General features: G+C 58.7%; 20 protein-coding genes and 1 pseudogene. 19 read left to right on the top strand and 2 right to left on the bottom strand.

All coding sequences use genetic code 11. The features are described 5' to 3' along the window. Positions 1-110 precede the first annotated feature (110 nt). From ACMYSP_RS16360 to speB, 5 genes and pseudogenes are all read left to right on the top strand, one after another. Complete coding sequence (locus tag ACMYSP_RS16360) at positions 111-440, top strand: hypothetical protein (RefSeq protein WP_434583113.1); 330 nt, start codon at positions 111-113, stop codon at positions 438-440. After that, positions 440-589: a hypothetical protein gene (locus tag ACMYSP_RS16365; RefSeq protein ID WP_434583114.1), complete on the top strand. Its 150-nt coding sequence runs from the start codon at positions 440-442 to the stop codon at positions 587-589. Before ACMYSP_RS16360 ends, ACMYSP_RS16365 begins: the two co-directional genes overlap by 1 nt. A 91-nt stretch (positions 590-680) precedes the next feature. After that, positions 681-791: pseudogene (gene yqgB / locus ACMYSP_RS16370) on the top strand (acid stress response protein YqgB); the annotation flags it as partial. Between the two features lie 88 nt (positions 792-879). After that, positions 880-2856, top strand: coding sequence for a biosynthetic arginine decarboxylase (speA, locus tag ACMYSP_RS16375; RefSeq protein ID WP_123756515.1), 1977 nt, complete (start codon positions 880-882; stop codon positions 2854-2856). Positions 2857-3051: 195 nt separating this feature from the next. After that, the gene (gene speB, locus ACMYSP_RS16380; RefSeq protein WP_434583116.1) at positions 3052-3972 is read left to right on the top strand and encodes an agmatinase; all 921 of its coding nucleotides are present in this window, start codon (positions 3052-3054) and stop codon (positions 3970-3972) included. A gap of 3 nt (positions 3973-3975) precedes the next feature. On the opposite strand, the gene ACMYSP_RS16385 is transcribed toward speB, so the two are convergent. Continuing rightward, the gene (locus ACMYSP_RS16385) at positions 3976-5187 is read right to left on the bottom strand and encodes an MFS transporter (protein WP_434583118.1); all 1212 of its coding nucleotides are present in this window, start codon (positions 5185-5187) and stop codon (positions 3976-3978) included. A 428-nt stretch (positions 5188-5615) separates the two neighbouring features. On the opposite strand from ACMYSP_RS16385, the gene ACMYSP_RS16390 reads away from it, so the two are divergent. The 14 genes from ACMYSP_RS16390 to ACMYSP_RS16455 all read left to right on the top strand — a co-directional run bounded on the left by ACMYSP_RS16390 (position 5616) and on the right by ACMYSP_RS16455 (position 18337). After that, on the top strand, positions 5616-5939 hold the full coding sequence (locus tag ACMYSP_RS16390) for a Rieske (2Fe-2S) protein (protein ID WP_123756518.1): 324 nt from the start codon (positions 5616-5618) through the stop codon (positions 5937-5939). Further along, a complete protein-coding gene (locus ACMYSP_RS16395) occupies positions 5936-6244 on the top strand; it encodes a recombinase-like helix-turn-helix domain-containing protein (protein WP_434583120.1) in 309 nt (102 codons plus the stop codon). The genes ACMYSP_RS16390 and ACMYSP_RS16395 overlap by 4 nt, the downstream gene beginning before the upstream one ends. A gap of 10 nt (positions 6245-6254) precedes the next feature. Further along, positions 6255-7277 (top strand): Rieske 2Fe-2S domain-containing protein, encoded by a 1023-nt coding sequence (locus tag ACMYSP_RS16400; RefSeq protein ID WP_434583121.1) that lies wholly within the window; start codon positions 6255-6257, stop codon positions 7275-7277. Further along, positions 7277-8026, top strand: a complete 750-nt coding sequence (locus ACMYSP_RS16405; RefSeq protein WP_434583122.1) for an SDR family oxidoreductase — start codon at positions 7277-7279, stop codon at positions 8024-8026. The genes ACMYSP_RS16400 and ACMYSP_RS16405 overlap by 1 nt, the downstream gene beginning before the upstream one ends. A 14-nt stretch (positions 8027-8040) precedes the next feature. After that, positions 8041-8829: an IclR family transcriptional regulator gene (locus ACMYSP_RS16410; RefSeq protein ID WP_434583124.1), complete on the top strand. Its 789-nt coding sequence runs from the start codon at positions 8041-8043 to the stop codon at positions 8827-8829. Positions 8830-8917: 88 nt separating this feature from the next. Next, positions 8918-9844 (top strand): VOC family protein, encoded by a 927-nt coding sequence (locus ACMYSP_RS16415; protein WP_174510430.1) that lies wholly within the window; start codon positions 8918-8920, stop codon positions 9842-9844. Further along, positions 9841-11037 (top strand): NAD(P)/FAD-dependent oxidoreductase, encoded by a 1197-nt coding sequence (locus ACMYSP_RS16420; RefSeq protein WP_434583125.1) that lies wholly within the window; start codon positions 9841-9843, stop codon positions 11035-11037. The genes ACMYSP_RS16415 and ACMYSP_RS16420 overlap by 4 nt, the downstream gene beginning before the upstream one ends. Positions 11038-11063: 26 nt before the next feature. Further along, a complete protein-coding gene (locus tag ACMYSP_RS16425) occupies positions 11064-12320 on the top strand; it encodes an MFS transporter (protein WP_434583126.1) in 1257 nt (418 codons plus the stop codon). Between the two features lie 10 nt (positions 12321-12330). After that, complete coding sequence (locus ACMYSP_RS16430; protein ID WP_123756526.1) at positions 12331-12861, top strand: cupin domain-containing protein; 531 nt, start codon at positions 12331-12333, stop codon at positions 12859-12861. 9 nt (positions 12862-12870) lie between these two features. Next, complete coding sequence (locus tag ACMYSP_RS16435; protein ID WP_434583128.1) at positions 12871-13641, top strand: alpha/beta fold hydrolase; 771 nt, start codon at positions 12871-12873, stop codon at positions 13639-13641. Continuing rightward, positions 13625-14419, top strand: coding sequence for an SDR family oxidoreductase (locus tag ACMYSP_RS16440; protein WP_434583129.1), 795 nt, complete (start codon positions 13625-13627; stop codon positions 14417-14419). The genes ACMYSP_RS16435 and ACMYSP_RS16440 overlap by 17 nt, the downstream gene beginning before the upstream one ends. A 13-nt stretch (positions 14420-14432) precedes the next feature. Continuing rightward, complete coding sequence (locus ACMYSP_RS16445; RefSeq protein WP_434583130.1) at positions 14433-15203, top strand: aspartate dehydrogenase; 771 nt, start codon at positions 14433-14435, stop codon at positions 15201-15203. A 9-nt stretch (positions 15204-15212) separates the two neighbouring features. Beyond that, a complete protein-coding gene (locus ACMYSP_RS16450) occupies positions 15213-16682 on the top strand; it encodes an aldehyde dehydrogenase (RefSeq protein WP_434583131.1) in 1470 nt (489 codons plus the stop codon). Between the two features lie 14 nt (positions 16683-16696). After that, the gene (locus ACMYSP_RS16455; RefSeq protein ID WP_434583132.1) at positions 16697-18337 is read left to right on the top strand and encodes a thiamine pyrophosphate-binding protein; all 1641 of its coding nucleotides are present in this window, start codon (positions 16697-16699) and stop codon (positions 18335-18337) included. Between the two features lie 65 nt (positions 18338-18402). Here ACMYSP_RS16455 and ACMYSP_RS16460 read toward each other — a convergent pair whose 3' ends face one another. Continuing rightward, positions 18403-19161 (bottom strand): M48 family metallopeptidase, encoded by a 759-nt coding sequence (locus ACMYSP_RS16460; protein WP_434583134.1) that lies wholly within the window; start codon positions 19159-19161, stop codon positions 18403-18405. Positions 19162-19430: the final 269 nt, after the last annotated feature.

The raw sequence follows: 19430 nt of genomic DNA on the forward strand, positions 1-19430 counted from the left end.
GTAGCTCATACTGTTGTGTGGATTAGCTTCGGCGGATGATTCTACCAAAACTTGCAGGTAGTGACACGAGCAGTCTGAGTGTTAATCAGTATAGACGGATTAACTTCTGGATGGCTATTTTAGGTCAGATCTTAATCCCATTTCCAGCCTTTTTTGATGTGCTTCGCATTTGTGAAAAAAGGCAGGTGGCAATTTTTCCTGCCAATCATCGGCATGCGCATATTTTTATTTTGCTTTTTACCCCGCTTCTCGGTATAAAACGCCGCGCGCGGCTCATTAAAAAAGCGCACGAAAAGCATCTCGTGACGCCACTTCCAGCCGGGTTAAGCAGTCTGTATATACAGAACTCTGCGACGACGTCTTCCGACGTTGTTGCGGTATGTCTAGCTTTGGCTTGTCGCTGGCCCGCTTCGGGGCAGTGTGGAGGTGATACCAGATAATGAACCCACGTTTTTCACTTGATTCGTCGCGTCGTTCTGTCGCGCGTCAATTACCCGCAATCAGCATCTCTCTCATGCAAACCAGCCGATGTGCTTCCCGTCTCGGCGCTTCTCAGGATTCCAGGGCCGGCAGGCTATCTGAAAACTGAACAAGGGCTCTCTTGCTATCGCTATCGCAAGGGTTTTCTCGTGGTTTCTCCGGACTGTCATATAAGGTTCGGGTATGTGTTTTACTATGATATGAATAAGAAACCGGTCGCGCAGTCGCAAAACCAGCACTATCTGCTGGGGTTTAGGACTGTTCATGGGTTGTTATCGCGTCTTTGGACTGCGATAGTAGTTGACTGTTTTATACCCGTTGTCGGTCGTGCTGTCGGGCAGCCTGCCTGCGCCACAACGCCGCCAGGGTATACACTTTTTAGAGAATTCGAGGTTCGCGATGTCTGACGACATGTCTTTAGTTTCGCCTTCGTCAGCAGGCGAACACGGTGTACTACGTTCCATGCAGGAGGTTGCGATGAGCTCCCAGGAAGCCAGCAAAATGCTACGTACTTACAATATTGCCTGGTGGGGTAATAACTACTACGACGTTAACGAACTGGGCCATATCAGCGTTTGCCCGGATCCTGACGTCCCGGAAGCCCGCGTCGACCTTGCTGAATTAGTCAAAGCACGCGAAGCGCAGGGGCAGCGCCTGCCGGCACTGTTCTGCTTCCCACAGATTTTGCAGCACCGCCTGCGTTCGATTAACGCCGCCTTTAAGCGCGCGCGTGAATCCTATGGCTATAACGGCGACTACTTCCTGGTTTACCCGATCAAGGTCAACCAGCATCGCCGCGTTATTGAGTCGCTGATCCACTCCGGCGAGCCGCTGGGACTGGAAGCCGGTTCCAAAGCGGAGCTGATGGCGGTACTGGCCCACGCGGGGATGACTCGTAGCGTGATCGTCTGTAACGGTTATAAAGACCGTGAATACATTCGCCTGGCGCTGGTGGGTGAAAAGATGGGCCACAAGGTCTATCTGGTCATCGAAAAAATGTCGGAAATCGCGATCGTGCTGGAAGAAGCCGCGCGCCTGAACGTCGTTCCGCGCCTGGGTGTGCGCGCACGTCTGGCGTCGCAGGGTTCCGGCAAATGGCAGTCTTCCGGCGGTGAAAAATCGAAGTTCGGCCTGGCAGCCACCCAGGTGCTACAGCTGGTTGAGATTCTGCGGGCGGCGGGACATCTCGAAAGCCTGCAGCTGCTGCACTTCCACCTCGGCTCGCAGATGGCCAACATTCGCGATATCGCCACCGGCGTGCGCGAGTCGGCTCGTTTCTACGTCGAGCTGCATAAGCTGGGCGTGAATATTCAGTGCTTTGACGTCGGCGGCGGCCTCGGCGTTGACTATGAAGGGACCCGTTCGCAGTCCGACTGCTCGGTGAACTACGGCCTGAACGAATATGCCAACAACATTATCTGGGCGATTGGCGATGCCTGCGAAGAGAACGGTCTGCCGCACCCGACGGTGATTACCGAGTCCGGGCGCGCGGTGACGGCGCACCACACCGTGCTGGTTTCCAACATCATCGGCGTTGAGCGCAACGAATACACCGAAGCGACCCCGCCGGCGCAGGACGCGGCGCGTCCGCTGCAAAGCATGTGGGAAACCTGGCAGGAGATGCACGAGACTGGCAACCGCCGCTCGCTGCGCGAATGGCTGCACGACAGCCAGATGGATCTGCACGATATCCACATCGGCTACTCGTCCGGCACCTTTAACCTGCAGGAACGCGCCTGGGCAGAGCAGCTGTATCTGAACATGTGCCATGAGGTTCAGAAGCAGCTCGACCCGAGCAACCGCGCGCATCGTCCGATTATCGACGAGCTGCAGGAACGTATGGCGGATAAAATTTACGTCAACTTCTCGCTGTTCCAGTCGATGCCGGATGCCTGGGGTATCGATCAGCTGTTCCCGGTCATGCCGCTGGAAGGGCTGAACATGGTTCCTGAACGCCGTGCGGTGCTGCTGGATATCACCTGCGACTCCGATGGCGCCATTGACCACTATGTCGATGGCGACGGCATTGCCACCACCATGCCGATGCCGGAATACGATCCTGAGAACCCGCCGATGCTGGGCTTCTTCATGGTCGGTGCGTACCAGGAAATCCTCGGCAACATGCACAACCTGTTCGGTGATACCGAAGCGGTAGACGTGTTTGTGTTCCCTGACGGCAGCGTCGAAGTGGAGCTGTCCGACGAAGGGGATACCGTGGCGGATATGCTGCAATATGTGCAGCTGGATCCCAACACACTGCTGACCCAGTTCCGCGACCAGGTGAAAAACTCCGGTCTGGACGAGGCGCTACAGGTGCAGTTCCTCGAAGAGTTCGAAGCCGGTCTTTACGGGTACACCTACCTGGAAGACGAATAATGTTTTACGGGCCCTCTCTGCAGTCGAGGGAGGGCACCCGGTCACACAACTGTGATGCCGACTTGAACCCGTACGCATTAACGGCGATAATTCGCACTAACAAGCAGTCCCCTATTCAAACCCTTCCTCGTCGGGCCTAACGACGCGGAAGGGTTTTTTTATATCTGTCATCGACGGTAAAAAGAGGTCATTCTCATGAGCACCTTAGGTCATCAATACGATAACTCCCTGGTATCTAACGCGTTTGGTTTTTTACGTCTGCCGCTGAATTTCCAGCCGTACGACAGCGATGCGGATTGGGTTATTACCGGCGTTCCTTTTGATGCGGCAACTTCCGGTCGTGCGGGCGGACGTCACGGTCCTGCGGCGATCCGTCAGGTATCTACCAACCTCGCCTGGGAAGGCAACCGCTTCCCGTGGAACTTCGACATGCGTGAACGTCTGAACGTGGTTGACTGTGGCGATCTGGTCTACGCCTTTGGCGATGCGCGCGACATGAGCGAACGTTTACAGGCCCATGCGGAAAAACTGCTGGCAGCCGGTAAACGGATGCTCTCTTTCGGCGGCGACCACTTTGTCACCCTGCCGCTGCTGCGTGCTCACGCGAAGCACTTTGGCAAAATGGCGCTGGTGCACTTTGATGCGCACACCGACACCTACGCTAACGGCTGTGAATTTGACCACGGCACCATGTTCTTCACCGCGCCGAAAGAAGGCCTGATCGATCCGAATCACTCGGTGCAGATCGGCATTCGTACCGAGTTCGACAAAGATAACGGCTTTACCGTGCTTGACGCTTGTCAGGTCAACGATCGTTCCGTTGACGACATCATCGCGCAGGTGAAACAGATCGTTGGCGACATGCCGGTGTATCTGACGTTTGATATTGACGCACTGGATCCGGCATTTGCTCCGGGTACCGGTACGCCGGTGATCGGTGGGCTGACCTCCGACCGCGCGATCAAACTGGTGCGCGGTCTGAAGGATCTGAACATCGTCGGGATGGACGTGGTGGAAGTTGCGCCGTCTTACGATCAGTCCGAGATTACTGCTCTGGCCGCGGCGACGCTGGCGCTGGAGATGCTGTACATTCAGGCGGCGAAAAAAGGCGAATAAGCCTCAGACCTGCACGGCTGCTGCGCGACGCATGCGCAGCAGCAATATCCCTCCGGCAAGCAGCGTTATCACCTGCGAGGCCACCAGCACCGAAAAACCTGAGCTCACCGATCCTACCGACTTCATCACCATCCCCATCAGCAGCGGAATAAACGCCGCACAGAGATTACCAATCCCATTAATAATACCGTAGGCACTGCCCACCGCCTGTGGCGATGCATGATGCTGGACCACCGCCGGGATCGCCGCGCCCTGCAGCCCCCAGAAGATATTGGCCGACAGCATAAACAGCGCCAGCATGGCCGGCTGCTGGCTGAGCATCAGCGCCAGCACCGATCCGGCGGTGAGAAAACCGCCAACGACAAACAGCAGCGGTGCCTGCTCCGGGCGCATCTTATCGAGCAGCACGCCGCCGAGAAATTTCGAACCGAGGCTGAGCAAAAAAGGGATCGCGGCCAGAAACCCGGTCGCCTGAAGGGAGAAGTGATGCTCATCGCGCAGCCAGGCTGGCAGCCAGGCGCTGCTGCCCCACAGGTAGCTGAGGGTGGCTATTTCGACCAGCAGGATCCAGCCGAGCAGCGGCGTACGCCATGCCAACAGAAACGTCTGGCGAAAACCGGGGCTGACGGCGTTCGCTCGGGCTGCCGGGGCAGGTAAAAAGCGCCATACCACGCCGCCACCGAGCACCAGATTCAGTAGCGCCAGGCTGTAAAACGACCCCGTCCATCCCTGGTGTTCCACCAAAAAGGTGATCAGCGGGAAGCCCAGTGCCAGCCCCAAAGAGACGCCCAGAGCGGTGACGGCATTCGGTTTGCCGATGGCCTCGGCGGCAAAGTTATCGCTGATAAAGCGCGTTTTGAGTGAAAACAGCGGGCCTTCCGCTATCCCGAGGATCAGCCGGGCAATTAACATCCCCATCAGCGAACCCAGCAGCGGCGAAATGGCGCAAACCAGCGCCCACAGGACAATACTGCCTAATAACCCCTGGCGGTAATTAAGTTTACTTTCTATCACCGGTGTTAATAACAATGCTGAAAATCCATAACCCAGCAGAAAGCCGGTCATCAGCATTCCTTGTAACATTCTGTTATCATTTAACTGGAAATGGGCGGCAAAATCAGGATTAAGAATCATCACCGAGATATTTACCCGGTCCACGTAAGAAATGATTATTAGCACCAGAAGTGCGATTGTTCCCTGCCATCTTGCGGTCATTATTATTCTTCTCTCTTGATCAGCGATAAGCGATATGGTTATTTTTAAAACTCAGTGATAGTTACGGTGTGAAAATGATTCATAGGTGAAACTCATTGTTTTAATTGAATAAATAATTGCTTTGTTTCACCAGTGAAACTTTATCACTCGCCCTGTTTATTATTTTTAATGGTCATTTTGAAAAGAAGTCAATCATCATTTTCGAAAATATCATCAACCGATTAAATTATTTGTACCTGCCGCTTTAAATATCACAATTTCATATTACAGCGATTTTTCGTGATCAATTGCACACTTAGCTCATTAAATAGCGTTTAGTTAACAAATCCTTCACATTGCCGCTTGACGAAATGTTGAACGCTTTTATATTGACCGTATTAAATAAGAAACAGAGTTTCATATATGAAACAAGAGCCTGGAGGATCGTGATGAGCTGGATAGGCGTATGTGACGCAGAGCAAGTACAGGAAGATTTCCCTTTTAGCGGCAACATCGACGGTAAAGAGATCGGTATTTATCTGATTGAGGGTGAGTACTACGCGCTGGAGGACGTCTGTCCCCATGCCTATGCGTTGTTAAGCCAGGGTTTTGTGGAAGATGGCAAGGTTGAATGCCCGCTGCATGAAGCGGTATTCGACGTCAAAACCGGCCAGTGTCTGCATGGTCCGGGGGGCCGTAACCTCAATCGTTACCCGGTGCGGGTATTCGACAATCAGATCCAGATTACGTTTATCGAGGAGAGTGTGGCATGAGCGAAATCCTGAACTTCAACCCGGCGCTGCCGGAGAGCCGCCAGTTTACGCCGCCTGCAGAAGGTGGGAACGGCAATATTCATAAGCCAGGCGACTATCACAACCTTATCTGGCAAACCCGTAGCCGCGTCCCGGAAAACTGGGAGCTACAGCTTATTGCCACCCTCGAAACGCTGTTCGAGCAGGGCGCAGAAAGCCTGAGCGAGCTGGTCAATGGGCTGAACGCCCTGAAAATGCACGACCAGCAGGGTGAACCCTGGAGCGAGGCTAGCTTCCAGGCCTTTTTACAGGTCAACGGATACTGAGGATACGGCGATGACGACAACGGTACAGAACTATCTCGATAAAGGGTTACGCGGCCTGTGGTATCCGGTGCTGGCGAGCTGGGAAGTGCAATCCGCTCCGGTGGGGATTACCCGTCTTGGCGAACAAATTGTGGTGTGGCGTAACAAAGACGGTCAGCTGCAGGCGCTGGAAGACCGCTGTCCACATCGTGGCGCCCGCCTGTCGATGGGCTGGAACCTCGGCGATCGGATTGCCTGCTGGTATCACGGTGTCGAAGTGGCCGGCAACGGCGAAGTGAAAGATGTGCCAGCAGTCGATAAGTGTCCGCTGGTGGGTCAGCAGTGTGTACGCAGCTACAACGTCCAGGAAGCGCACGGGGCGATATTCCTGTGGTTTGGCGCCACCGCCGACCAGCAGCCCGAGGAACTGAGCTTCCCGCAGGAGCTGGCCGACAGCGATAAGTACAGTAACTTCCTCTGTACCGCGGCCTGGAAATGCAACTATCAGTACGCGCTGGAAAACGTGATGGACCCGATGCACGGCACCTATCTGCACTCCTCATCGCACTCGATGGCGGAAGGTGAACGCAAAGCCGAAATGGTGCTCCAGCCAACGAAAACCGGCTTTATCTTTGAGAAAAAAGGCCAAAGCGGCGTCAACTTTGATTGGGTTGAACTGGGTAACAGCGGTGCCTACTGGATGCGCCTGTCGATCCCATACAAAAAGCGCTTTGGGCCGGGCGGGCACTTCTGGATCGTCGGCATGGTGGTGCCGGAAGATAATGACAACTGCCGGGTCTTTTTCTGGCGTATTCGCGGTGTGCAGGGCTGGCAGCGCGATCTGTGGCGCTTTATGTACCGCAACCGCCTGGAAAAACTGCACTGGGAAGTACTGGAACAGGATCGCGTGGTGCTCGAGAGCCTGGCGCCGAACGCCCGCGATCACGAATACCTCTATCAGCATGACGTCGGCCTTTCCCGCCTGCGCCGGATGATGCAAAAAGCGGCGAAAGAGCAGTTGGCCGCCCGTGAAGCGCCACAGGGAGCCGCCTGATGAATGGCCTGTTAACCGGCAAGCGCATTGTGGTTACCGGCGCGGCGCGTGGGCTGGGTTTTCATTTTGCTCAGGCCTGCGCCGAACAGGGGGCTGAGGTCGTGATGTGCGACATCCTGCAGGGCGAGCTGGCGGAAAGCGCCCATCGGCTGCGCGAGCAGGGCTACCGTATCGAATCGCAGACCATCGATCTGGCCGATGCCCAGGCAATTACGCAGGCATTTCAGGCGATCGGCGAGCGAGGAAAGATCGACGGTCTGGTGAATAACGCGGCGATGGCCACCGGCGTCGGTGGCAAAGATATGATCGACTACGATCCCGATCTGTGGGATCGGGTGATGTCGGTGAACGTCAAAGGCACCTGGCTGGTGACCCGGGCGGCGGTACCGCTGCTGCGGGAAGGTGCGGGGATCGTAAACGTCGCCTCCGACACCGCGCTGTGGGGCGCGCCACGGCTGATGGCCTACGTTGCCAGCAAAGGCGCGGTGATTGCCATGACTCGTTCCATGGCTCGTGAGCTGGGCGAAAAGCGCATTCGTATCAACGCGATTGCCCCAGGTCTGACCCGGGTTGAAGCCACAGAATATGTCCCGGCAGAACGCCATCAGCTCTATGAAAACGGGCGCGCCCTGAGCGGCGCCCAGCAGCCGGAAGATGTTACCGGCAGCGTGGTGTGGTTGTTGAGCGACCTGTCGCGGTTTGTCACCGGGCAGCTGATTCCGGTCAACGGCGGATTTGTTTTTAACTAATGAGGCGAAGCGGTATGGCAAACGATCAGGAAGTGAAATACCTGGTGCCGGGACTGGAGCGGGGATTACAGCTGCTGCTGGCATTTGGCGAACAACATCGCGATCTGACCTTTGCCGAGCTGCATCGGCTGGTGGATATGCCGAAAGCGACCGCCTATCGCGTGGTGCAGACGCTGGAGTATATGGGATTTCTGGAACGCAACTCGCGCACCAATACCTTCTCGCTGGGGATGAATGTCCTGCGCCTTGGCTTTGAATATATTGCTTCGCTGGACGTGGCGCAGGTCGGTCAGCCGGTGATTGAGCAGCTGCGTGATACCAGTCAATGCAGCAGCCACCTGGCGATCCGCGACGGACGAGACATCATTTATATCGCCCGCGTCAGCGCCGCCGGTTCGCGTATCAATCAGGTCAGCATCGGCACCCGTCTGCCGGTTCATTGCACTTCGCTTGGCCGCATGCTGCTGACCGATATCTCACGTCATGACTTTGAACAGCTGTTTCCAGACGAGCGCCTGCCGGGCAACGCACCGGGGCAAATTCATGATCGCGAAGCGCTATGGCAGATGGTGCAGCAGGACAAAGCGCGCGGCTACGTAATTGGCGAATCCTTCTATCGTCACGGTATCTCCTCCATCGTCTACCCGGTTTACGATCGCAGCGGGCGGGTGGCGGCGGTGGTCAGTATCCTGGTGCCGTCGGATGAGATCCCGCAAAGCGATCGCGAACGGTTGCAAAACGACGTCAGCATGGCGGCGGACAAAATCTCTGGCTTTTTAGGGCACCTGTCACAGGCCAGCTAAATCAATTGTTTAACGGCAGGCGCTTGAATGCGTCGGGCATGTTTTACGCCCAAATCAGGGCGACTGAACGGTAAAGAGGCAACGAACGATGAGTGTAACCGGAATTGAAAAGCTGGAATTTGGCGTTGATGACCTGACCCACAGCGCCAAATTTATGCGTGATTTTGGCCTGAAGGGCGATGCCAGCGGCCAGCGTTTTACCACCCTGAGCGGCGCGCGGGTAGAACTCAACCCGATCGATAGCCCGGACCTGCCTGCGGCTTTTGAAGCGGGCAATACCTTGCGCCGGATGACCTGGGCGGTGGCGGATCGGGCGGCGCTGGATGCACTGCGACCGAAGCTGGCGCAGCAGCCGGCGTTTCGTGAGGTTGACGGCGCCCTGGAGTGCCAGGATCCGAACGGCATGACGCTGCGCGTGCAGGTCACGCAACAAACCGCGGTGGAGCTCAACGTTGAGGCGATCAACCAGTGGGGCGATATCCGCCGCATTGATACCCCCAGCCCGGTCTACGATCGCGCACAGCCGATCAACGTCGGCCATGTGGTGTTCTTTGTTGAAGAGCTGGCGGCGGTTGAGAGCTTCTATCGTGACGTGCTGGGGTTCCAGGTCTCAGACCGCTATATCAACCGTGCGGTATTCCTGCGCTGCGGCGCACGCGGCGGTCATCACAACCTCTTTTTATTACAGCTTCCCAACCGCAAGCGTGGCCTGAACCATGTGGCCTTTACCGTGCGTGATATTCACGAAGTGATCGGCGGCGGCATTGCGATGAACAAAAACGCGTGGAGCACCTTTATTGGTCCAGGCCGTCACCCGGTCTCTTCTGCCTATTTCTGGTACGTCAACAGCCCGACCGGCGGGGCGTTTGAGTATTACACCAACGACGATTTCCTGACGGAGAAGTGGCAGCCGCGCGAGCTTGAACACTCGCTGGTCTCCTTTACCGAATGGGCGGTTGAAGGGGGAATCGATCACGATACCCGCCGCCAGCAGAAAAAGCCGGAGGCGGTATGACCGCGCGGATCGTGATTATCGGCGGCGGCCAGGCGGGCGGCTGGGCGGCAAAAACCCTGCGTGATGAAGGCTTTGCCGGCGAAATTTGCGTGGTGGCCGAAGAGGCGTGGGATTTCTACGAGCGTCCGCCGCTGTCAAAAGCGGCGTTGCTGGAGGCCGACGCGTCGCTGCCGCGCCTGTTCAGTGAAGAGGCGCAGCAGGCGCTGAACCTCAGTTGGTATCGTCCGCTGCGCGCCGACGCCATCGACCGTGAAGACAAGACGGTGCGTCTGAGCAACGGGGAGTCGCTGGGCTACGACACGCTGCTGATCGCCACCGGCGGCCGGGCGCGTCTGCCGGGTGAGGCCTGGGCGCAGCATCCGCAGGTGTATACCTTGCGCCACTGGCAGGATGCCCAGCGCCTGAAGCAACGTCTGGCCACCACCTCGCGGCTGGCGATTGTCGGCGGCGGCTGGATAGGGTTGGAGATTGCCGCATCGGCGCGGAAAAGCGGCGTGGCGGTGACCTTGTTTGAACAGCAGCCGCTGCTGTGTATGCGCTCGGTAAGCGCGGATGTATCGCAGGAGCTTGAGCGCCTTCATCGCGAGCAGGGCGTTGATATTCGAAGCGGCTGCGGGGCGCTGGAGCTGGAAGATGACCGCGGTCTTCCGGTGATCCACTGCGACGGACAACGTGAAATCTTTGATGCGGTGGTGGTGGGAATCGGCGTGGATCTTAACCTCGAGCTGGCGCAGGAGGCGGGACTGACGGTGGATCGCGGGATCGTCGTCAACGCGCAGGGGCAAACGTCCGATCCGGCGATCTTCGCGGCCGGCGACGTCGCCCGGCACCACCAGTACGGCATATGTATTCAGTCGTGGGCCTTCGCGCAGAATCAGGCGGTGGCCACCGCCAAAGCGATGATCGATCCGCAGGCGGCCGGTTACGACGACGCGCCGTGGCTGTGGTCGGATCAATACGCCTGCAATATTCAGATCCTCGGTATCCCGCAGCCCGGCTGCCGGACGGTGGTACGCCGGGAACCGCGAGGGCCGCTGTTCTTCTCGCTTGATGCCAACGGTCGCCTGACTCAACTGGTGGCGTTTAACGACGCGCGCACCGTCAAGTTGGCAAAACGCTGGATGGCTGCGGGGCGGGATCTGTCCGCCGTACCGCTCGATGACCTGACCTTTTCGCTGATGTCGCTGCGATAAGACACGCGCACCCTTAAGGGGGAGAGATGACCACATTAGAGACAAACGCCGCGCCGGTTGAGGCAAGCGGTGAGGGCGTCTGCACGCCTGAAAAAGCCGTCCGCTGGGCAATTCCGTTGTCGCTGCTGGCCTGCGTGCTGCTGGCATTCTTCGACAAAATCAGCATCGCCGCGCTGTTTTCCGATAGCCATTTCCAGCAGGCGATGGGGATGGAGTTTGACACCACGCGGCTCGGCATCCTGATGAGCGCCTTTTTGCTGAGCTACGGCTTCTCCTCGGTGCTGCTCAGCGGCCTGGGCGACCGCATTGCGCCGCTGCGTCTGCTGACCGGCATGATGGTGGTGTGGTGCATCTTAATGGTGATGATGGGCTTTACGCATAACTACACCACCATGGTCACGCTGCGCATCCTGCTGGGGATCGCCGAAGGGCCGTTATTCCCGCTGGCGTTCGCCGTTGTCCGCCACTCTTTCCCGCAGCGGCTACAGGCGAGGGCTACGATGCTGTGGCTGCTCGGCACGCCGATCGGGGCGGCGATTGGTTTTCCGCTCTCTATTTGGCTGCTGAACACTTTTGGCTGGCAGAGCACCTTCTTCGTGATGGCGATGCTGACGCTGCCGGTGCTGATCTTTGTGCGTATTGGTCTGCGCGGGGTTCAGCTGGAGAGCAAAACCACCACGGAGAAAGTGTCGCAGGAGGCCCGCCGCGCCGCTCGCCGCGAGCTGTTCGTTAGCCCGCACTTCTGGATGATTTGCGTCTTTAACATCGCCTTCCTGGCCTATCTATGGGGCATTAACGGCTGGTTGCCAGGCTATCTGGTTAAAGGCAAGGGTATTCATCTGGAGCATGCAGGCTGGCTGTCGTCGATGCCGTTTATCGCCATGCTGCTGGGCGAAGTGATTGGCGCCTGGCTCTCCGATCGTCTCGATAAACGTGCTGCCGCCTGCTTTATTTCGCTGGCCGGGGCGGCGGTTGGTCTGGCGGCGGTGCTGCATTCCCACGCCCCGCTGACGGTAATTGCGGCCATGAGTTTTAGCACCTTTATGTGGGGCACCGGCGCTCCCAACATTTTCGCCCTGCTGGCTAAGGCGACCCATCCACGGGTCAGCGCCACCGCCGGGGGCATTTTCAACGGGCTGGGAAACTTTGCCGGTGCCTTGTCGCCGGCGGTGATGGGGGCGCTCATCGCCTTCACTCACAGCATGGATTCCGGATTGATTTTTCTGGCGGTGATGGCGGCGGTGGGCTGCGTCCTGTTACTGCCGCTGCTGAGACGTTACTGAGGATAAAACGATGACTGATTCAACCGTAACTGCAAAACAGGGTATCAAACCTGAACATCTGACGATGGAAGAGTGGGTGGAGTCGCGTATCGCGCGCTTTGAGGGGCGGAAATACGACTGGAACGCGTTGAAGTTCCAGGCCGATTTTGACCCGAAATATCGCCGTGCCCAGATGCGCTATATCGGCACCGGCGCCACCGGCGTCGCCAACGATACCAATACCGTGGCGGCAGAGAACTTCACCTTCTCCACCATGGTGCTGCCAGCGAAATGTGAAGGGCCGCTGCACCTGCACGACGACGTGGAGGAGGTGTTCTTCATGCTCAAAGGGCAGATCACGCTGATGATTCAGGATGGCGATAGCTATACCGAAACCGTACTGCGCGAGCGCGACCTGATTTCCGTCCCGGCGGGGATCTACCGCGGGCTATTTAACCACGGTGAAGAGGAGGCGCTGATGTGCGTGATGCTGGGGACGAAGAAGCCGAATATCCCGACCTACCCGGAAGATCATCCGCTGTCGAAAGTGAAACGTAATTAAGGAGGCGCTATGACGGGTTTTCGTGAACAGGGGCAGGGCACGCCATTGATGTTGTTGCACGGCATCAGTTCCGGCGCGGCCTCCTGGCATAAACAGATGGCGCTGTCCGGCTACCGCGTGCTGGCCTGGGATATGCCCGGTTATGGCGAAAGCCCGATGCTGCCGGTTGAGCGGGCCGATGCCGGCGATTATGCCGACGCGCTGGCACAGCTGCTGGACCGCGCCGGCGTTGCGCAGACGGTGCTGGTGGGGCACTCCCTCGGCGCGCTGGTAGCCAGCGCCTTTGCGGCGAAGTATCCGCAGCGCGTGCGGTATCTGGTGTTAGCCGATGCTGCGCAAGGCTACGGTCAGGCAGAGGTGCAACAACGGGAAAAGGTCTGGCACAGCCGCCAGCAGCTCATCGCCCAGGGTGCAGAGGTCATGGCGGCCACCCGGGCTGCGAAGCTGCTGCACCCCGGCGCCAGGCCGAGCGATATCGCCACCGTAGCCGCCGGCATGCGCATGCTGCGTAGTGAGGGCTACCTTGCGGCGGCGTGGATGCTGGCGCACGACAATATTCACCGCTGGCTTGGCGACTATCGCGGCCGGTTTGAAGTGTGGTGCGGCGAACAGGACGCGATCACTCAGCCCGAGCTGGTTCAGGGGCTGGCGCTGCGCTACGGCATGCCGTACACCGCCATCCCGCAGGCGGGGCATGCCAGCTATCTCGATAATGAAACCTTTTTTAATCAACAGCTTTTACGAGTAGGGGAAGAGGTGCGCGATGAATGCACAAATTGAAGGACGTGTTGCGGTCGTCACCGGAGGCTCGTCAGGGATCGGCTTTGAAACGCTGCGTCTGCTGCTGGGAGAAGGGGCTAACGTTGCCTTCTGCGGCCGCAATCCAGACCGCCTCGCCAGCGCCCATGCGGCGCTGCAAAACGAATATCCCGGCGCAGAGGTGTTTTCTTACTGCTGCGACGTGCTGAAAGAAGAAGAGGTCCAGGCCTTTGCTGCCGCGGTGGCTAACCGCTTCGGCGGTACGGATATGTTGATCAACAACGCCGGGCAGGGCTATGTGGCACATTTTGCCGATACCCCGCGTGAGGCGTGGCTGCACGAAGCCGAGCTGAAACTGTTCGGCGTCATTAACCCGGTGAACGCCTTCCTGCCGCAGCTGGAGCAATCGGATATCGCCTCGATTACCTGCGTCAATTCGCTGCTGGCCCTGCAGCCGGAAGAGCACATGATTGCCACCTCCGCCGCTCGCGCAGCGCTGCTCAATATGACTCTGACGCTCTCAAAAGACCTGGTGGGAAAAGGGATCCGTGTGAACTCGATTTTGCTGGGCATGGTGGAGTCCGGGCAGTGGCAGCGGCGTTTTGAAAACCGCGCCGATAAGCGCCAGAGCTGGCCCGAGTGGACGGCAGATATCGCCCGTCAACGGGGGATCCCAATGGCGCGTCTCGGTAAGCCGCAGGAGCCCGCGCAGGCGCTGTTGTTCCTGGCCTCGCCGCTGGCGTCGTTTACCACCGGTGCCGCGCTGGATGTCTCCGGCGGTTTTTGCCGCCACCTGTAATGAAGGAGTCATCATGAAAAAAATCATGCTCATTGGTTACGGGGCGATGGCGCAGGCGGTGATTGCCCGTCTGCCCGCAGAAGTGACGTTAGGCTGGATTGTCGCCCGTGAACCGCACCATGCGGCGATCCGCGCCCGCTTCGGCGCTGCGGTGACGGTGCTCGATGACCCGCAGGACTGTACCGAAACCCCGGACCTGGTGCTGGAGTGCGCCAGCCAGCAGGCGGTTGCGCAATTTGGCGAAGCGATTCTGGCACGCGGCTGGCACCTGGCGGTGATTTCCACCGGCGCTCTCGCTGATAGCGCTCTGGAGCAGCGTTTGCAGCAGGCGGGCGGCCGCCTCAGCCTGTTGTCCGGTGCGGTGGCGGGTATCGACGGGCTGGCGGCGGCGAAAGAGGGCGGTCTGGAGCGGGTGACCTATCAATCGCGCAAAAGCCCGGCCAGCTGGCGGGGCAGCTATGCCGAAATGCTGATTGACCTGAATGCGGTCAATGAAGCGACCATTTTTTTCGAGGGCAGCGCCCGTGAAGCGGCCCGCCTGTTTCCGGCGAATGCCAACGTCGCGGCCACCGTGGCGCTGGGCGGCATCGGGATGGATGACACCCGCGTGCAGCTGATGGTTGACCCGGTTACGCAACGCAATACCCATACGCTACATGTTGAAGGGCTGTTCGGCGAATTTCGCCTCGAACTGAGCGGTTTACCACTTGCCGATAACCCCAAAACGTCCACCCTGGCGGCACTGAGCGCGGTCCGCGCCTGCCGCGAACTGGCGCAACGCTGAGAGGCTGCGATGGATGACTTAACGATTTTTATCGGCGGCCACTGGCGCCACGGTACCGGCAATCTGATGCACAGCTACTTTCCGGCCGACGGTTCGGTGAATGCCAGCCTGCATGCGGCCAGCCTCGACGATCTCGACGAGGCGATCGCCTGTGCCGATCGCGCCTGGCAGGATCCGGCCTGGCGCAACATGCTGGCGCACCAGCGGGCAAAGATCCTGCATAAGGTGGCGGATCTTATCGAATCACGCGTGGATGCGCTGGCGCAGATGCAAAGTCGCGATAACGGCAAACCGCTGGCGGAAACGCGGGGACTGGTGATGAGCGCGGCGGGCTGCGCCCGATATTTTGCCGCCGCCTGCGAACTGCTGGAAGGGGAACTGCCGACGCCGCGGCACAACGATCTGCTGACCCTGAGCCGCTACGAGCCGCTGGGCGTGGTGGCGGCGATCACGCCGTGGAACTCGCCGATCGCCAGCGAGATGCAAAAAGTGGCCCCGGCTATTGCTGCCGGTAACGCGGTGATCCTCAAGCCGGCGGAGGCCACGCCGCTGATGGCGCTGGAGCTGGCGCGGATCTTCGAACAGGCTGGCCTGCCCGCCGGGCTGCTGAGCGTCCTGCCGGGGAAAGGCTCGGTGATTGGCGACGCGCTGGCCCGCCATCCGCGAGTACGCAAGATTTCGTTTACCGGCGGTACCCGTACCGGGCGTCATCTGGCGCACGTGGCGGCAGACAAACTGATCCCGGCATCGCTGGAACTGGGCGGGAAATCGCCCACCATCGTGCTGGAAGATGCCGATATTGACCAGGCGGCGCGCGGCATCTGTTACGGCATTTTCAGCTCTGGCGGCCAGGCCTGCATCGCCGGTTCACGGCTGTTTGTTGATGAAAAAGTCTACCCGCAGCTGATGACGCGCCTGCTGGAGCTGACCCGCGGGCTGCGGATCGGCCATCCGTTTAATGCAGATACTCACGTCGGACCGCTGATTAATCAACAGCATCGCGACAGCGTGCTGGCCTATGTCGAACTGGCGAAACGCGAAGGCGGCCAGGTGCTGTGCGGCGGCGAGATCCCGGCGGATCCGGCACTGGCGGCGGGCAGCTACTTCCAGCCGACGATCGTCGAAGGGCTGAACAACAGCGCGCGCGTCTGCCAGGAAGAGATCTTCGGCCCGGTGCTGATCGCAATGCCGTTTAGCGATGAAGAGCAGCTGATCCGCGAGGCCAATGATTCAGTCTATGGCCTGGCAGCAGGGATCTGGACCCGTGACAGCGGGCGCGCTCTGCGCTTAAGCGATCGCCTGGATGCCGGGACGGTGTGGATCAATACCTACAAAGTTTTCTCCATTTCGACCCCGTTTGGGGGCTTTAAAGAGAGCGGCCTGGGCCGCGAAAAAGGCATTCAGGGGCTGAAAGCCTGGATGCAACAAAAGAGCATTTATCTGGCGACGGGTAATAGCGTGAATCACTGGTGCGATTGAGAGAAGGGTGAGCAATGAGCGAAATGATAACCGTCGGCGAAGCCATCGCCAGAACGCTGGAGCAGTATAACGTTGAGGCTGTTTACGGCGTCATCTCTATTCATAACCTGCCGGTGGCCGATGCGATTGGCCAGCGCGGCAAGATCCGCTTTGTCCCGGCGCGCGGCGAAGCCGGCTCGGTCACCATGGCGGATGCCCACGGTCGTTTCTCCGGCCTTGGGGTCGCGCTGACCAGTACCGGCGCCGGAGCGGGCAATGCGGTTGGCGCGCTGGTTGAGGCGATGAACGCCTGTACGCCGCTGCTGCATCTGACCGGCCAGGTAGAGAAAACCTGGCTGGATGCGGATACCGGTTTTATTCACGAAACCCGCGATCAGCTGACCTTCCTGAAGGCCAGCTCTAAACGCGCGTATCGTATCAGTAACGCCAACCAGGCCATTGCGATTTTGCATAAGGCCATCCAGGAGGCGCAGACACCACCGTGCGGCCCGGTTTCGGTCGAGATCCCGATTGATATTCAGGGGGCGAAAATCCCGCTGTCGCTAGTGACCGCACCACTGAGTGCCGCGCCGGTGGCGTCCGTTGAGCCGGCCACGGTAGATGCCCTGTGGGCGCAGCTGAAGCAGGCTAAACAGCCGTTGCTGTGGCTGGGCGGCGGTGCCATCGCCAGCGGTGAAGCGGTAAAGACGCTGGCGGATGCGGGGATCACCGTGATTTCCAGCACCCACGGGCGCGGCATCCTGCCGGACAGCCATCGCGCCAGTCTGCGCGCGTTCCATAACTCGCCTTCCGTTGAGGCGCTGATGGCGCAATGCGATTTTACCCTGGTGGCGGGCTCGCGCTTGCGCAGCAACGAAACTCGCTCCTGGACGCTGGAGCTGCCGTCTCCGCGGGTACAGATTGATATCGACCCGGCGGCGGCCAGCCGTAACTATCTGATGGATAACACCGTGACGGCCGACTGCAGCCTGATGCTGAGCGCGCTGGCGGCAAAAGCGCGGGGGCGTGAGTGGGGCAGTGCGCAGTGGGACGCGCAAATAAAAGCGGCACTGGTGCTGGCAGAGCAGGGGCTACGCGAGCAGTGCGGCGCCTATGCACAGCTGAACGATGCTATTGCGCAGGCGTTGCCTGACGACGGTATTCTGGTTCGCGACATTACCGTTTCCGGCAGCCTGTGGGGCAGCCGTCTGTTCCGCGCCCATGGTCCAATGATGAACGTGCATTCGCTGGCCGGAGCCATTGGGATGGGGCTGCCGATGGCTATCGGGACCGCCATCTCCAACCCGCAGCGTAAGATTGTCGGCCTGGTGGGCGACGGTGGCCTGAGCCTGAACCTGGGCGAGCTGGCGACGCTGGCGCAGGAAAAAGCCAACGTGACCTTGATCATCATGAACGATGGCGGCTATGGGGTGATGCGCGGTATTCAGGATAAATATTTCGGCGGCCGCCAGTATTACAACGAGCTGCATACGCCGGACTTCACGCTGCTGGCGCAGGCCATCGGTCTGCAGGCGTGGAGCGTTGAGCGGGCGGAAGATTTCCGCGCGGTGATGACCGAAGCGCTGGCGATGCCGGGGCCGTCGGTGGTTGAGGTCAGAATGGGCAGTATTGGCGCGCTGCGTTTTGCCGGGCCGCCGCAGAAGTCGCTGTACTAAGCCATCGACTAAGCCATCGACTCAATTATGTCCCCCTCGCGCTGTCGCCGCGAGGGGGGCAGGGCTTATTTAATACCGTCCGCCTTCATACGATCGCGGATATGCTGAGCTCGTTCTTCGGAAGCCGGGTGATCGTCAAACATTGAGCTTTGACGACCGGCCTCCAGTTTGGCCAGCTTCTCGAAGCTGGTGGCCAGCCCCGCCGGGTTAATGCCACGTTTACGCAGCAGATCGTAGGAGTAGTCATCGGCTTCTGACTCCTGACGCTGGGAGAACTGCGAGTTCACCAGTTTTTCGCCGAGATCGCCGAGCTGAGATTGTGACAGGCTGCCGACGATACCGCCGGCGGATGCGGCGGCTGCGCGAACGGCGTTGGTGCCGAGGGCGACCTGCATACCTTTCTTCACGTGGCCGAGGGCGACGTGGCCCATTTCATGGCCGATCACGGCTTCGACTTCGTTATCGTTCATGATATCCATCAGGCCGCTATACACGCGGATACAACCGTTAGCCATCGCGAAGGCGTTAACATCTTTGGTTTCATAGACTTTGTAATTCACCGGCTGGCCGTTGATGTTGTCGCCCAGCGCCGCGGCGATTTTACTCAGACGCTGGCTGTACTGACTGCTGGCGGGAGAGATAGTGGCTTTCGCATCCATCTCTTTACAGGCCTGGTCGCTTAAGGCTTTCACCTGTGTATCGCTTAGTGAATAAGCCTGAAACGCTTCTGCGCCGGAGTTGAGAAGGGCGTTGGAGTCCATGTTCTGACATCCGCTAAGGGTTGCGGCAATCCCAAGGGCAAGAATAGTTGAGCGAATTTTCATTTTTATCTTCCACAATCGTTCGATGATCTGTCTGCAAATGACGACGATAAGCCAGTCGCATCCTGCACAAATTATAAAGACTATTGCGCAACAGTGGTGAGAGGATTCCGGGGCAGCACAACGTGTTCCGGAGATTTCTTAAACCACAAAAGGATGCTCCATGTACATGCTTTGTCGCTTGGGTTACATTGTTGTCACTTTTTTCTGGCATAGCCCAAAATGCGCTCTCGTCAAGCCGTTAAGGGTATGACCTTCAACAGTCCGAACTG

This window comes from Klebsiella sp. R390 (assembly GCF_051131745.1).
In the GTDB taxonomy this organism is placed as follows: Bacteria; Pseudomonadota; Gammaproteobacteria; order Enterobacterales; family Enterobacteriaceae; genus Klebsiella.

What these genes read in the sequence shown, in the direction of transcription:
- ACMYSP_RS16365 (WP_434583114.1), top strand. Translation starts at nt 440, where the DNA reads ATGAACCCACGTTTTTCACTTGATTCGTCGCGTCGTTCTGTCGCGCGT.
- speB (WP_434583116.1), top strand. Translation starts at nt 3,052, where the DNA reads ATGAGCACCTTAGGTCATCAATACGATAACTCCCTGGTATCTAACGCG.
- ACMYSP_RS16445 (WP_434583130.1), top strand. Translation starts at nt 14,433, where the DNA reads ATGAAAAAAATCATGCTCATTGGTTACGGGGCGATGGCGCAGGCGGTG.
- ACMYSP_RS16455 (WP_434583132.1), top strand. Translation starts at nt 16,697, where the DNA reads ATGAGCGAAATGATAACCGTCGGCGAAGCCATCGCCAGAACGCTGGAG.
- ACMYSP_RS16420 (WP_434583125.1), top strand. Translation starts at nt 9,841, where the DNA reads ATGACCGCGCGGATCGTGATTATCGGCGGCGGCCAGGCGGGCGGCTGG.
- ACMYSP_RS16405 (WP_434583122.1), top strand. Translation starts at nt 7,277, where the DNA reads ATGAATGGCCTGTTAACCGGCAAGCGCATTGTGGTTACCGGCGCGGCG.
- ACMYSP_RS16440 (WP_434583129.1), top strand. Translation starts at nt 13,625, where the DNA reads ATGAATGCACAAATTGAAGGACGTGTTGCGGTCGTCACCGGAGGCTCG.
- ACMYSP_RS16400 (WP_434583121.1), top strand. Translation starts at nt 6,255, where the DNA reads ATGACGACAACGGTACAGAACTATCTCGATAAAGGGTTACGCGGCCTG.
- ACMYSP_RS16430 (WP_123756526.1), top strand. Translation starts at nt 12,331, where the DNA reads ATGACTGATTCAACCGTAACTGCAAAACAGGGTATCAAACCTGAACAT.
- ACMYSP_RS16410 (WP_434583124.1), top strand. Translation starts at nt 8,041, where the DNA reads ATGGCAAACGATCAGGAAGTGAAATACCTGGTGCCGGGACTGGAGCGG.
- speA (WP_123756515.1), top strand. Translation starts at nt 880, where the DNA reads ATGTCTGACGACATGTCTTTAGTTTCGCCTTCGTCAGCAGGCGAACAC.
- ACMYSP_RS16360 (WP_434583113.1), top strand. Translation starts at nt 111, where the DNA reads ATGGCTATTTTAGGTCAGATCTTAATCCCATTTCCAGCCTTTTTTGAT.
- ACMYSP_RS16390 (WP_123756518.1), top strand. Translation starts at nt 5,616, where the DNA reads ATGAGCTGGATAGGCGTATGTGACGCAGAGCAAGTACAGGAAGATTTC.
- ACMYSP_RS16385 (WP_434583118.1), bottom strand. Translation starts at nt 5,187, where the DNA reads ATGACCGCAAGATGGCAGGGAACAATCGCACTTCTGGTGCTAATAATC.
- ACMYSP_RS16395 (WP_434583120.1), top strand. Translation starts at nt 5,936, where the DNA reads ATGAGCGAAATCCTGAACTTCAACCCGGCGCTGCCGGAGAGCCGCCAG.
- ACMYSP_RS16425 (WP_434583126.1), top strand. Translation starts at nt 11,064, where the DNA reads ATGACCACATTAGAGACAAACGCCGCGCCGGTTGAGGCAAGCGGTGAG.
- ACMYSP_RS16460 (WP_434583134.1), bottom strand. Translation starts at nt 19,161, where the DNA reads ATGAAAATTCGCTCAACTATTCTTGCCCTTGGGATTGCCGCAACCCTT.
- ACMYSP_RS16450 (WP_434583131.1), top strand. Translation starts at nt 15,213, where the DNA reads ATGGATGACTTAACGATTTTTATCGGCGGCCACTGGCGCCACGGTACC.
- ACMYSP_RS16435 (WP_434583128.1), top strand. Translation starts at nt 12,871, where the DNA reads ATGACGGGTTTTCGTGAACAGGGGCAGGGCACGCCATTGATGTTGTTG.
- ACMYSP_RS16415 (WP_174510430.1), top strand. Translation starts at nt 8,918, where the DNA reads ATGAGTGTAACCGGAATTGAAAAGCTGGAATTTGGCGTTGATGACCTG.